Here is a 13,465-nt window from a genome sequence, read left to right as displayed (position 1 = left end):
CCTGTCGTACCGCCTCGTCCGACCGCCCTGTCAGGAGCCGACTCCCATGCCCCCCTTGCCCCCACCCGGCCCGGCCCGGCGCCTCGCCGTCTACGCCCTCGTCGTCTGTCTGCTCGCGATCACCGCGGCCGTGGTGTCCTTCGCCCGGGGCAGCTGGCTGGGTGTGGTGTGGGTGCTGATGGCCGGGCTGTCGTCCAACATGGCCTGGTACTACGCGCGCCGCGCGAAGATGGAGCGCCAGTCCGCCGCGAGCTGAGGCCCCGCCTCAGCCCACCGGACGTCACAGACCGGTCAGGCACACGTCGCTGTCCTCACGCCAGAAGCGGTACAGCCAGTAGCCGCAGTCGGAGAGCTGGTCCTCGATGCCGAGGCCCCGCATGAACGCGTCGATCACGTCCCAGAACACGCCGTTGACCGCCGGGATCCACAGCACCGCGAAGACGAGCAGCAGCCCGAACGGCGCGAGCGGCTCCACCTGACGGCGGATCCTGTACGACAGCCAGGGCTCGATCACGCCGTAGCCGTCGAGGCCCGGCACCGGCAGGAAGTTCAGGATCGCCGCCGTGACCTGGAGCATCGCCAGGAACGCGAGGGCGAACAGGAACGCCGCCGGCACCCCGTCCGTCACCCCCAGCCAGAACGGCGCCGTGCAGACCGCGGCGAACAGCACGTTCGTCAGAGGGCCGGACGCCGAGATCAGGCTGTGCTTCCAGCGGCCCTGGATCCGGTTCCGCTCGATGAAGACGGCACCGCCCGGCAGACCGATACCGCCCATGATCACGAACACGACCGGCAGCACGATGCTGAGCAGGGCGTGCGTGTACTTCAGCGGGTTGAGCGTGAGATAGCCCTTCGCGCCGATCGAGATGTCGCCGCTGTGCAGGGCGGTACGGGCGTGGGCGTACTCGTGCAGACAGAGCGAGACGATCCACGCCGACGTCACGAACAGGAAGACGGCCAGCCCGGGCTGCTCGGCGAACCCGGTCCAGGTGGCCCAGCCCGTGACCGCCATGACGGCCACGATCCCCATGAAGACGGGGCTGATCCTCCGGTCGCTCCGGCGGGACGCGGCGGTGGTCATGGGGCTCCTAGGGCACTCGTGGACGTGTCGATCACTCGTATGGACTGCCCGACCGTACCGGGCGCAAGGCGAAAACGTCTCGCGGTCACCTCCTGGTTCCTAGGAAGGTGGGGGACATGAAGGCGGGGACGTACGGTCGGGGGACGTACGGTCGGCGGTCGAGGGCCGTCCCGGCAGGCCCCCCGCGACGGCCCGGCCACCGGCATCGAACCGACGGAGACAATGGACCCCGTGCGTTACCGCATCCTCGGCACCACCCAGGCATCGCACGCCGACGGCACCCCGGTCCCGGTCGGCGGCGCCCGGCTGCGCGCCCTGCTGACCGTGCTCGCGCTGCGCCCGGGCCGCACGGTCACCGCGGCCACGCTGGTCGACGAGGTGTGGGCCGGTGACCCGCCCGTCGACGCGAGCGGCGCGCTCCAGGCGCTGGTGGGCCGGCTGCGCCGGGCGCTCGGCCCGGACGCGATCCTGTCGGCGCACGGCGGCTACCGGCTCACCGCAGCCCCCGACGACATCGACCTGCACCGCTTCGACCGTCTCGCGGCCGAGGGCGCCCGCGCGCTGGCCGACGGCGACCCCGCCAAGGCGGCCGACGTCCTCGACGACGCGCTCGCCCTCTGGCAGGACCCGCCGCTCGCCGACCTGCCCGACCGGACCGCCGAGGCCGCCCGCTGGGAGACCCGCCGACTCGACGCGCAGCGGGCCCGCCTCACCGCCGCGCTCGCCCTCGGCCGCGCCGGGACCGCCCTCGCCGAACTCACCGCCCTGTGCGACACGCACCCCCTCGACGAGCCCCTCCAGTGCCTCCGGCTACGCGCCCTGCGCGACACCGGCCGCCCGGCGGAGGCCCTGGCCGCGTACGACTCCGTACGCCGCCTCCTGGCCCACCGCCTCGGCACGGACCCGGGCCCCGAACTACGGTCCCTGCACGAGGAACTACTCCACACCGACGGCCACGGCACCCCGCCCTCCCTCGGCGGCCGCGCCGTCCTGCCCTCCGCCGATGGGCGCGGCGTCCTGCCCTCCGCCGATGGGCGCGGCGTCCTGCCCTCCGCCGATGGGCGCGGCGTCCTGCCCTCCGCCGATGGGCGCGGCGTCTCGCCCTCCGCCGATGGCCGCGGCGTCTCGCCCACCGCCGACGGCCATGCCGCCCCGTCGCCCGCCGGCGGCCACCTCGCCCCGTCGCCCGCCGGCAGGGGCCGCCCCGGTCAGCCGGTCCCTCATGCCCGCCCCGGTCGGCCCGCCCCTGACGGTGGCCCCGTCCAGTCGGCCCCCGACGGTGGCCCCGTCCAGCCGGCCCCCGGGCGGCAGCCCGTGGAGGACGGGCGTCCGCGTGGCAACCTTCGGGCCCGGCTCACCTCCTTCGTGGGCCGGGACGCCGATATCGACACCATCCGCACCGACCTGACCGCCGCCCGCCTGGTCACCCTCCTCGGGCCCGGCGGCGCCGGGAAGACCCGGCTCTCGCAGGAGGCCGGCGAGGCGGTCGCGGCGTCCGCTCCCGACGGTGTCTGGCTCGTCGAACTCGCCCCTGTCGACGACCCCGCCGACGTCCCGGAGGCCGTCGTCACCGCCCTCGGCGCCCGCGAGACCGTCCTGCGCGGAGCCGGCGCCGAGGAGATGCGCGTGGTCTCCGACCGCCACGACGACCCCCTGGGCCGGCTCACCGAGCACTGCGCCAGACGCCGGATGCTGCTCATCCTCGACAACTGCGAACATGTCGTGGCCGCCGCCGCCCACCTCGTCGAGCATCTCCTCCAGCACTGCCCCGGCCTGACCGTCCTCGCCACCAGCCGCGAACCCCTCGGCGTGCCGGGGGAGTTGGTGCGGCCGGTGGAACCCCTCGACCAGCCCCACGCACTGCGGCTGCTCGCCGACCGGGGCGCCGCCGCCCGGCCCGGCTTCACCGTCGCCGACGACCCGGAGGCCGCCGCCGAGATCTGCCGCCGCCTCGACGGCCTCCCCCTCGCGATCGAACTCGCGGCGGCACGGCTGCGCATGCTGACACCGCGCCAGATCGCCGACCGGCTCGACGACCGCTTCCGGCTCCTCACCTCCGGCAGCCGCACCGTCCTGCCCCGCCAGCAGACCCTGCGCGCGGTCGTCGACTGGTCCTGGGAACTCCTCGACGAGGAGGAACGGGACGTCCTGCGGCGGCTGTCCGTGTTCGCCGGCGGCTGCGACCTCGCCGCCGCGGAGGCCGTCTGCGGCCCCGCCGCGCTGGAGGCGCTCGGCTCCCTCGTCGACAAGTCCCTCGTCGTCGCGGCCCCCACCACGAACGGCGGGATGCGCTACCGGCTCCTGGAGACCGTCACCGAGTACGCCGGCGCCCGCCTCGCCGAGGCCGGCACCCGCCCCGCCGCCGAACTCGCCCACCGCACGTACTACCGCGAACTCGCCCGCACCACCGCCCCGTTGCTGCGCGGCTCCGGCCAGCGCAGGGCCAACGAACTGCTGGAGCTGGAGTACGAGAACCTCCGCACCGCCCTGCGGCACGCCGTCGCCGAACGCGACGAGCAGGAGGCGCTCTGCCTGATCCTGTCGCTCGCCTGGTACTGGCAGATGCGCGACCTGAAGACCGAGGCCCGGCACTGGGCCACCCAGGTCATGGCGCTCAGTCCCGACCCGTTCGCCCCGCCGGCCCGCCCCGTTCCCGATCTGCTCGAGGGCCTCACCGACAGCCCGCCGCCGATGCGCCCCGAGGTGCTCGACGAGGCCCGGCGCGCACTCCACCTCGTCCATCTCGCCTGCATGGACATGGAGATCTCCGTCTGGGAGACCCCCGAAGGGCAGCAGAAGCTCCAGGTCATCCGGGACACCTACCGTCCGGGCCAGCCGCAGACCTGCCGCTTCCCGGGCTTCATGTGGTTCTACGCCGTCGTGCTCTCCGGCGACATGGAGCGGCTGCGGGAGATCCTCGACGCGAGCATCGCCACCGCCCGTGACCTCGGCTACACCTGGGAGCTGGCCCAGGCCCTGCACATGCGGGCCAACATCCTCGCCAACCGCAGCGACTGGTCCGGCGACGCCACCCGCGACGCCGACGAGGCGCTGGAGCTGTGCGAACGGCTGGGGGACGCCTGGGTCGCCGCCGAGGCGCTCTCGGCGCGCGCCATGAGCCGCGAGCGCACGGGCCGGTTCGACCTCGCCGCGGCCGACTACCGGCGGGCCATCGTCCACGCCGAACGGATCGGCACCAACGCCCACTCGGGCGTCCTCGGGGTCCGGCTCGGCAATGTGCTCCTGGAGTGCGGGGAGGCCGAACTCGGCGAGAAGATGCTGCTGGACGTGCTGGCGCGGCACGACACGCCCAAGGAGGCGCTGCCCGCGGCCCGTCTCTACCTCGCCATCTGGTTCGGCCGCACCGGGCGCCTGGAGGAGGCGTGGCGGCACATCACACGGCTGCGCGAGGAGTTCGAGGCCGTCGACTTCGTGCTGTTCGCCGGCTTCGTCCTCGGCCTCGAGGCATGGCTGATGACCATGGACGGACGCCACACCGAGGCCCGCGAACGCATCCGGAAGGCGTTCGAGCAGGCCATGGACCCGCTGGCCCAGACGATCACCCCCCAGCTGCCCGCCTCCCACCTCGTCACCGCCGCCGTCGCCGTCAGCGGCGTGGACGGCGGTGCCCGCGCCGGGGACGCGGCCCGGCTCCTGGGCGCCTCCGACGCCCATCTCCCGCGCGGCCACCACCCCAGCCCGCTGGAGGCCGAGGGACGCGCGCAGGCGGAGGTCGAGGTCAGGGCCCGACTGGACGACGAGGCGTACGAGGCGGCGTACGCGGAGGGAGCCGGACTCACCCTGGAGGAGGCCGGCGCCCTGATCCAGGGCCCGTCCGGCACACGTCCGGCGCCCTGACCCGACGCCCGTCCGGCGCCCTGATCCGACGCCCGTCCGGCGCCCTGACCGGCGGATCAGCTCTTGGTGCGGAACTTGTGGATCGCGATCGGCGCCATGACCGCCGTCAGGATCACGGACCAGCCGAGCGTGATCATCACGTCGTGGGCGACCGGCCCGCCCGTCATCAGACCGCGCGCGGCGTCCGCCAGGGAGGACAGCGGGTTGTAGTCGGTGAAGCTCCGCAGCCAGCCCGGCATCGACTGCGGCGGCGCGAAGATCGACGAGCCGAACTGGAGCGGGAACAGCACCAGGAAGCCCATCGCCTGCACCGACTGCGCGTTCTTCAGGGTCACGCCCAGCACCAGGAAGATCCACATCAGGGACGAGCCGAAGACCACGGACAGGCCCACCGCGGCGAACAGGCCCGGCCAGTTGGTGATGTCGAAGCCGATGAGGACGGCGACGGTCAGCAGGATGGTCGTGGCGAGCAGCATGCGCAGCAGCTCGACGGAGATCTTCGCGAGCAGCACCGAGGACCGGCCGATCGGCAGCGACCGGAAGCGGTCCATGATGCCCTTCTGGAAGTCCTCGTTGAAGCCGGTGCCGACGCCCATCGCGATGTTCATGCCGAGCATCGCCATCAGTCCCGGGATCACGTACTGCACATACCGCTCCTGGCCGCCGCCCAGCGCCTGCCCGATGGAGCCGCCGAAGACGTACACGAACAGCAGGGCGAAGACGATCGGCATGAGGACCGCGTCCGCGACGGACTGCGGGTCGTTGCGGATCCACAGCAGATTGCGGCGCACGAGCGCGCCCGTGTGCCGGGCCTGCGCGCGCAGCCCGATCCGACCGTCGGCGTCACCGGTGCGGGGGAGGGTGTTCAAAGGGGCGGCGCGCAGCGCCTCGTTCAGGGTGGCGGTGGGCGACGGGTGGGAGCTCATACGGCGACCTCCTCGTAGGTGGTGGACGGGGCCGGGTCCTGCGGGGCACTGGCCTTGTGGCCGGTGAGGGAGAGGAACACCTCGTCGAGACTGGGCAGTTCGGTGCTGATCGAGCCGATGGTGATGCCGCGGTCGCTGATCGCGCCGACGACGGCGGTGAGCTGCTCGTCGCTGAGGATCGGCACGAGCAGGGTGCCGTTCTCGGTGTCGACGGTGGTGGTGGCGAGCCCGGTGATCCCCAGGTCGTCCAGTTCCCGCGCGAGCGGTCGCAGCTGCGCCGGGTCGACCGGGCGGACGCGCAGCGTACGGCCGCCGACCTGCGCCTTCAGTGCGTCGATGCCGCCCTTGGCGATGACCTTGCCGCGGTCGATCACGGTCAGCTCGGAGGCCAGCTGCTCGGCCTCCTCCATGTACTGGGTGGTCAGCAGCACGGTCACCCCGTCGCCGACCATGCGCTTGACCTCGTCCCACACCTCGATGCGGGTGCGCGGGTCCAGGCCGGTCGTCGGCTCGTCCAGGTAGAGCACGGCCGGGCGGCCCATCATCGACGCGGCGAGGTCGAGCCGCCGCCGCATACCGCCGGAGTAGGTGGCCACCGGGCGCCCCGCCGCCTCGGTCAGTGAGAACCGCTCCAGCAGACCGTTCGCCCGGCCCCGGGCGTCCTTGCGGGACAGGTCGAGCAGACGGCCGATCATGTAGAGGTTCTCGAAGCCGGAGAGTTTCTCGTCCACCGAGGCGTACTGGCCGGTCAGGCCGATCACCCGGCGCAGGGCGCGCGGCTGGCGCACGACGTCGTAGCCGGCCACGGTCGCCTGCCCCGAGTCGGGCGTGACGAGCGTGGACAGGCACCGGACGAGTGTGGTCTTGCCGGCGCCGTTCGGGCCGAGCACGCCCATCACGGTGCCCTCGCGGACGTCCAGATCGACACCGTCCAGCGCCCTGGTCTCGCCGTAGTGCTTGACCAGCCCCCGTACGGTGACAGCGCGGGTCGCGCCGCTGGGTTCCTTGTCGATTCGTGTCATGCGGACGACGGTGTCAGGGGCCGCCGACAAACGACCGACAAGTCACCGACAGCGCGCGGCGGGGTGCCGGGCGCCCAGTAGCTCGGGGGTGCGCTGTTCGTTGGGCGGGTGCGGGCCGGTGGGGGCTGGTCGAGCAGTTCCCCGCGCCCCTGGAGGGACGGGCCTGCGGCCCACCCTTCCCGTGAAAAGCACGGGGCGCAGCCCCGGTCGCTTCTCAGGGGCGCGGGGAACTGCTCGACCAGCCCCCACCCACCCGCAGTCGCCCACGCACCCGCACCCCCGAGTCATGACGCGCCCCAACGCCACAGCCCGCCGACTGGGGGAAGATCGGCGGGCTGCTCCGTACCGCAGTGGCTGTAGGGCCACCAGACCAACGGCCTAGTGAACCGAGTGCTCCTCCAGCGGGAACGTCCCGCCGACCACGTCCTCCGCGAACGCCTTCGCCGCGTCGGTCATGACGCCCCGCAGGTCCGCGTACTGCTTCACGAACTTCGGTACCCGCCCGCCGGTCAGCCCGAGCATGTCCGTCCACACCAGGACCTGCGCGTCGGTCTCCGCCCCCGCACCGATCCCCACGGTCGGGATGTGCAGCACCCGCGTGACCTCCGCGGCCAGCTCCGCCGGGACCAGTTCCAGGACCACCGCGAACGCGCCCGCGTCCTGCACGGCCTTCGCGTCGCGCAGCAGCTGCGCCGCCGCCTCCTCGCCGCGGCCCTGCACCCGGTAGCCCATCGCGTTGACGGACTGCGGGGTGAGACCGATGTGGGCCATCACGGGGATGCCGGACTCCACCAGCAGCCGGATCTGCTCGTACGACCGTTCGCCGCCCTCCAGCTTCACGGCCCCCACCCCGGCCTCCTTCACCAGCCGGGTCGCCGAGCGCAGCGCCTGCACCGGGCCCTCCTGGTAGGAGCCGAAGGGCAGGTCGCCGACGATCAGGGCACGGCTGGTGCCCCGTACGACGGCCGCCGACAGCATGGCCATCTCGTCGAGGGTGACGGGCACGGTCGTGTCGTACCCCAGGTGACAGTTGCCCGCCGAGTCGCCGACGAGCATGACCGGGATCCCGGCCTCGTCGAAGACGGACGCGGTCATCGCGTCGTACGCGGTGAGCATCGGCCACTTCTCGCCGCGTTCCTTGGCGAGGGCGATGTCGCGGACGGTGATGCGGCGTGTGCCCTTGCCCCCGTACAGCGCCTTGCTGCCGTCGGAGGGCTTCGTCTGGGCAGCCGAAAGCTGCGTCATTGCCACGGCTCCTTCATGTCATCTCGAGGCGCCCTGACGGCGTCCCCGGACCGACTCCATGGTGGCACCTCGTCCCGGCGAGGGCCAGAGCGGGTGCGTGTGACCGTTCAGGCGCCCGTCACGTAAGACCTCGGTAAAAGAATTCCGATACGAGACGGTCTCGTATCGGAAATGGCCTACTCTCGAAGGCATGACTTCCGCAGCCCCTGAATCCCGGATACCGGAAGCGGTGCACCGGCGCCGCTGGGCGATCCTCGGCGTGCTGATGCTGAGCCTGCTGATCGTGGTGCTCGACAACTCGATCCTCAACGTCGCCATCAAGACGATCTCCACCCCCGAGCCGACCGGTCTCGGCGCCACGCAGAGCGAGCTGGAATGGGCGATCAACGCCTACACGCTCGTCTTCGCGGGACTGCTGTTCACCGCGGGCCTGCTCGGCGACCGGCTCGGCCGCAAGAAGGTGCTGCTCGGCGGTCTGGTCGTCTTCGGCCTCGGCTCGGCGCTGGCGGCCGGCTCCGGCTCGCCCGTGGAGCTCATCGCGTTCCGCGCGGTCATGGGTCTCGGCGCCGCCTTCGTGATGCCCGCCACCCTCGCCGTCCTGATGAACGTCTTCGAACGCGAGGAGCAGCCGAAGGCCATCGGCATCTGGGCGGGCGGCGTCGGCCTCGCCATCGCCATCGGCCCCATCACCGGCGGTGTCCTGCTGGACCACTTCTGGTGGGGCTCGGTCTTCCTGATCAACGTACCGATCGTCGTCCTCGCGCTCGGCCTGATGCTCTGGCTGGTGCCCGATTCCCGCGACCCGAACCCGGGCCGGATCGACCCCGTCGGTGTGCTGCTCTCCGTCGTCGGTCTGGTGCTGCTCGTCTACGGCATCATCCGGGGCGGCCAGCTCGCCGACTTCACCGACGCCACGGTCCTCGGTGCCATCGCCGCCGGTCTCGCCGTCCTCACCGCGTTCGTCCTGTTCGAGAAGCGCAGCGACCACCCGTCCATCGACATCTCGTTCTTCCGGAACAAGGTCTTCTCCGCGGCCATCGGTGTGATCGGCCTGGTCTTCTTCGCCCTGATGGGCGTGACCTTCTTCTCGGTCTTCTACACCCAGACCGTCCGCGGCTACTCGCCGCTGCAGACCGGTCTGCTGATGCTGCCGCTGGCCGTCGCCCAGCTGGTGTTCGCGCCGCGCGCCCGACTCGTCGTCGACCGCTTCGGCAACAGCGCGGTGTGCACGGCGGGCATGCTGCTGATCGCCGGGATGCTGGCCGCGTTCGCCGTCCTGGACGGGGACACACCGATCTGGCTCCTCGAGGTCATCTTCTTCCTCATGGGTGTCGGCATGGCCCACGTCATGACCCCGCTGAGCGTCGTCATCATGCAGGCCCTGCCCCGTGAGAAGGCGGGCTCCGCGTCCGCGCTCAGCAACACCTTCCGCCAGGTCGGCGGCGCCCTCGGCATCGCCGTCCTCGGCTCCGTGCTGTCCACCGCGTACCGCTCCGGGATCGAGGACAAGCTGCCGGCCGGCGCCCCGCACGCCGCCGCCGAGTCCATCGAGGCCACCCTCGGTCTCGCCGCCCGTCTCGGCGACCGGGGCGCGGCCCTCGTCGGCCCGGCCCACGACGCCTTCCTGCACGCCATGCACGTGACGGCACTGTGCGGGGCCGCCGTGGCCGTCCTCGGGGCGGTCGCCATGGCCGTCTTCCTGCCGGGCCGGCCGACGGGCGGCCAACCGGACCAGAAGGAGGCCGAGTTGGTGGTCCAGGAGCACTGAGGTTCAGCCAACGGGGCGGAAGGGGGGCGCCCTTCGGGGTCGCGGCCGGGGGAGAATCACCCCGGTGCGACGACAGAGACGGAGTGGACCGTGAGCCTCGCCGGAAGCCGGACCCAGGACGGACGGGCCCGGGAAGTGAGCCCCGTGCGGGGGCGGCCCCGCAGCGAGGCCGTGGAGCGCTCCATCATCGAGGGCGTGATGAAGCTCCTGGAGGACGGTGTGCCCCTCGCGGAGCTGTCCATAGAACGGGTGGCCCGCACCGCCGGTGTCGGAAAGGCCACCATCTACCGCCGGTGGCGCGGCAAGGAGGAGCTCTTCGTCGACGTCCTGCGCGCCGCAGAACCGCCCGACCCGGTCCTGGCCGGCACCTCCATGCGCGACGACCTGGTCGTCCTGCTGGAGGCCGTCCGCCGACGCGGACTCGTCAACCGCTCCTCGGCGATCCTGCACAACGTCTTCGCCCAGATGAAGTCCAGCCCCAAGATCTGGGACGCCTACCACGCGAACGTCGTCAACCCTCGCCGCCGGATCCTCGCCGACATCCTGCGGCGCGGGCAGGACAACGGCGAACTGCGCTCGGACGTCGACCTCGATCTCATCGGCGACCTCTTCTTCGGCCCGATGCTCGTGCGCACCATCATGCGTCCCGACTCCCCGCTCCCCGAGGACCTCGCGGAGGTCGTGGTCGACACGGTGCTCCAAGGGCTGCGTCCGCCTGCGAGCTGAGTCACAGCGAATGTTCGCATTCCGTTACAGAGCTCACCCGTTCACCGCCGGTTCGGAACTCCGAACAGCGGGTTGTTCGTCCTCGTGCCCGTACGGCCGCCACGCGGCGGCAGGATCGACGGCGATCATCCCCTAGGGTCTAGGGGGTGCCTCGAAGTCCCGCACCACACCCCGGTGTCGTGGACTTCCCGGCACTCCCCGGGCGCGGGGGACGGTGTGCACGGCAGGTTGTGAGGCGACGGTATGGCGCAGGCGTACATGACGGAGACGGGCGGCGGCGGCACGGGCGAGGGCCGCGAAGGATCCCGGCTCCGGCGCCTGCTCGGCCGGTGGTTCGGCGGCTGGAGAGGCGACCGCGGGATCTGGCGGCGCGGCGCCGTCGTCGCGGTCCTCGCCCTGCTCGTCGCGCTCGCGATGGTGCTGCACGCCCAGGTCCCCAACAGTGTGGGCAACCTGGGCAGTCTGACCGAGACGTTCCTGCCCTGGCTGGGCATCGCGATCCCGCTGCTGCTGGTCCTGGCGATCGTCCGCAGGTCGGCGATCGCGCTGATCGCGGTGCTGGTCCCCACGATCGTCTGGCTGAACCTCTTCGGCGGACTCGTCACCAGCAAGACCGGCGGCGGCGGCGACCTCATGGTCGTCACCCACAACGTCAACGCGGACAACCCCGACCCGTCCGGCACCGCCGGGGACGTCGCCGCCTCCGGCGCGGACGTCGTCGCCCTGGAGGAGCTGACGGAGGCCGCGGTGCCGGTGTACGAGAAGGCGCTCGCCACGACGTACCCCCACCACGAGGTCGTCGGCACCATCGGGTTGTGGAGCAAGTACCCGATGAGCGCCACCAAGCCCGTCGACATCAAGCTCGGCTGGCAGCGCGCCATGCGCTCCACCGTGACCACCCCCGAGGGCCCGGTGGCCGTGTACGTCGCCCATCTGCCCTCGGTGCGGGTGAAGCTGGCGGCAGGGTTCACCGCCCGCCAGCGCGACAGGAGCGCCAACGCGCTGGGTGAGGCCATCGCCGACGAGCCCCTCCAGGACGTGGTCCTCCTGGGTGACCTCAACGGCACCATGAACGACCGCGCCCTGAACGCCGTCACCGCCCAGATGCGCTCCACCCAGGGCGCGGCCGGCGACGGCTTCGGCTTCAGCTGGCCGGCGTCGTTCCCGATGGCCCGGATCGACCAGATCATGGTCCGGGGTCTCGAGCCGACGGCGTCCTGGACCCTCCCGGCGACGGGCAGCGACCACCTGCCGGTGGCGGCACGGGTGACGATCACCACGTCAGATCGCTGATACCGCAGGTCAGCGGGGCGGGAATGGAGAGCCCGGAGAGTTTGTTCCGTCAGTGAACATATAGTGGGGAGGAATCCCGAGGGGTCCTTGGGGTTCCCTGCTTCCCCCTGCTCTCCTGCTTCCCGAAAGGTCTCCCCATGCCCTTGGCCCTGCTCGCCCTCGCCGTAGGAGCCTTCGGGATCGGGACGACCGAGTTCGTGATGATGGGCCTGCTGCCCGACGTCGCGGCCGACCTCGGTGTCTCGATCCCCGCCGCCGGCCACCTCGTCTCCGCGTACGCGCTCGGCGTCGTCGTCGGTGCCCCGCTGCTCGCGGCGGCCACGGCCCGGATGCCCCGCCGCACGGTCCTCATCGGGCTGATGGCCCTGTTCGTGGCCGGCAACGCGCTCTCCGCGCTCGCCCCCGACGAGCACTGGCTGCTCGCCGCCCGCTTCCTCAGCGGTCTGCCGCACGGCGCCTTCTTCGGCGTCGGCGCGGTCGTCGCCACCGGGCTCGTCGCACCGGAGCGCAAGGCCCGCTCGGTCTCGCTGATGTTCCTCGGGCTGACGGTCGCGAACATCGCCGGTGTCCCCGTGGCGACGCTGCTCGGCCAGGAGTTCGGCTGGCGGGTCACCTTCCTCGGCGTGAGCGCCATCGGTCTCGCCGCCATCGGATCGCTGGCCGCGCTGCTCCCGCACGACCACGCCACGGCGCCGGGAACCGGGCTGCGCGGCGAACTGGGCGCCCTGCGCTCCCTGCCCGTCTGGCTGGCCCTCGGCACGACCGTCGCCGGTTTCGCCGCGCTGTTCTCCGCGTACAGCTACATCACCCCGATGCTCACCGGCTCCGCCGGGTACGCCGACAGCAGCGTCACCCTGCTGCTGGCCCTGTTCGGGGTGGGCGCGACTATCGGCAACCTGGCCGGCGGCCGTCTCGCGGACCACTCGATGCGGGGCACCCTCTTCGGCGGCCTGACCTCCCTGGTCGTGGTCCTCGCGCTGTTCCCGGTGTTCATGTCCGCCCAGTGGAGCGCGGCCCTGGCGGTGGTCCTCCTCGGCGTCGCCGCGTTCGTCACCGGCTCGCCCCTCCAGCTGATGGTCATGGAGAAGGCCGCCTCCGGCCCGTCCCTCGCGTCCTCCGCCAACCAGGCCGCCTTCAACCTCGCGAACGCCGGCGGCGCCTGGATCGGCGGCCTCGCCCTCTCCCTGGGCCTCGGCACCACGTCCCCGGCGGTCGTCGGAGCGGGCCTCGCCGTCCTCGGCCTCGGGGTCGCGGCGGTCGCCTACGCGGTGGACGTCCGCCGCGCGACCGCGGCACGGGCCGCGCAGGCGACCGGGGGCCGCCTGGTGGCCTCGCACGTGCCCGCCCGGGAGTCGGAGCCGGAGCCGGTACGGGGCTGAGGGCGCCCGCCCCGCCCCGCCGGCACCGCCCTGCTGGCCCCGTCCCGCTGGGCCCTCCGCTGGGCGAGCCGTGTGCCCCCGTATCGCCCCGACCCGGTGGCGGCCCGCGTGGATTTCCGCTTCGGTGAGGGAGAACCCGTTCAGTCGGACGCGCCGGCGGTTCGCGT

The 13,465-nt window shown here is 72.4% G+C and carries 10 protein-coding genes; 6 read left to right on the top strand and 4 right to left on the bottom strand.

Translation table 11 applies throughout. The features are described 5' to 3' along the window. The first annotated feature begins 46 nt into the window (after positions 1-46). Positions 47-256 (top strand): hypothetical protein, encoded by a 210-nt coding sequence (locus M8J73_RS08640; protein ID WP_249828415.1) that lies wholly within the window; start codon positions 47-49, stop codon positions 254-256. Between the two features lie 24 nt (positions 257-280). Here the strand turns inward: M8J73_RS08640 and M8J73_RS08635 are convergent, their stop codons facing one another. Continuing rightward, entirely contained in the window at positions 281-1,081 is an 801-nt protein-coding gene (locus M8J73_RS08635; RefSeq protein ID WP_055537198.1) for a site-2 protease family protein, read from the bottom strand. Positions 1,082-1,303: 222 nt separating this feature from the next. Here M8J73_RS08635 and M8J73_RS08630 point away from each other — a divergent pair, with 222 nt between their 5' ends. Beyond that, positions 1,304-4,939: an AfsR/SARP family transcriptional regulator gene (locus M8J73_RS08630; protein ID WP_249828414.1), complete on the top strand. Its 3,636-nt coding sequence runs from the start codon at positions 1,304-1,306 to the stop codon at positions 4,937-4,939. A gap of 56 nt (positions 4,940-4,995) precedes the next feature. On the opposite strand, the gene M8J73_RS08625 is transcribed toward M8J73_RS08630, so the two are convergent. The 3 genes from M8J73_RS08625 to panB all read right to left on the bottom strand — a co-directional run bounded on the left by M8J73_RS08625 (position 4,996) and on the right by panB (position 8,132). Next, the gene (locus tag M8J73_RS08625) at positions 4,996-5,865 is read right to left on the bottom strand and encodes an ABC transporter permease (RefSeq protein WP_240501585.1); all 870 of its coding nucleotides are present in this window, start codon (positions 5,863-5,865) and stop codon (positions 4,996-4,998) included. After that, positions 5,862-6,887: an ATP-binding cassette domain-containing protein gene (locus M8J73_RS08620; protein WP_055541179.1), complete on the bottom strand. Its 1,026-nt coding sequence runs from the start codon at positions 6,885-6,887 to the stop codon at positions 5,862-5,864. Before M8J73_RS08620 ends, M8J73_RS08625 begins: the two co-directional genes overlap by 4 nt. Positions 6,888-7,265: 378 nt before the next feature. Beyond that, entirely contained in the window at positions 7,266-8,132 is an 867-nt protein-coding gene (gene panB, locus M8J73_RS08615) for a 3-methyl-2-oxobutanoate hydroxymethyltransferase (protein WP_055541890.1), read from the bottom strand. A gap of 190 nt (positions 8,133-8,322) precedes the next feature. On the opposite strand from panB, the gene M8J73_RS08610 reads away from it, so the two are divergent. The 4 genes from M8J73_RS08610 to M8J73_RS08595 all read left to right on the top strand — a co-directional run bounded on the left by M8J73_RS08610 (position 8,323) and on the right by M8J73_RS08595 (position 13,298). Further along, complete coding sequence (locus tag M8J73_RS08610; RefSeq protein WP_055541891.1) at positions 8,323-9,900, top strand: MFS transporter; 1,578 nt, start codon at positions 8,323-8,325, stop codon at positions 9,898-9,900. Positions 9,901-9,990: 90 nt separating this feature from the next. Continuing rightward, positions 9,991-10,626: a TetR/AcrR family transcriptional regulator gene (locus M8J73_RS08605; protein ID WP_055541892.1), complete on the top strand. Its 636-nt coding sequence runs from the start codon at positions 9,991-9,993 to the stop codon at positions 10,624-10,626. A 243-nt stretch (positions 10,627-10,869) separates the two neighbouring features. Then, positions 10,870-11,919, top strand: coding sequence for an endonuclease/exonuclease/phosphatase family protein (locus tag M8J73_RS08600; protein ID WP_055541893.1), 1,050 nt, complete (start codon positions 10,870-10,872; stop codon positions 11,917-11,919). Between the two features lie 137 nt (positions 11,920-12,056). Next, positions 12,057-13,298: an MFS transporter gene (locus tag M8J73_RS08595; protein ID WP_249828413.1), complete on the top strand. Its 1,242-nt coding sequence runs from the start codon at positions 12,057-12,059 to the stop codon at positions 13,296-13,298. Positions 13,299-13,465 lie beyond the last annotated feature (167 nt).

The sequence above is a fragment of the Streptomyces neyagawaensis genome, assembly GCF_023516595.1.
In the GTDB taxonomy this organism is placed as follows: Bacteria; Actinomycetota; Actinomycetes; order Streptomycetales; family Streptomycetaceae; genus Streptomyces; species Streptomyces neyagawaensis.
This window is presented reverse-complemented; position numbering and strand designations above follow the sequence as displayed.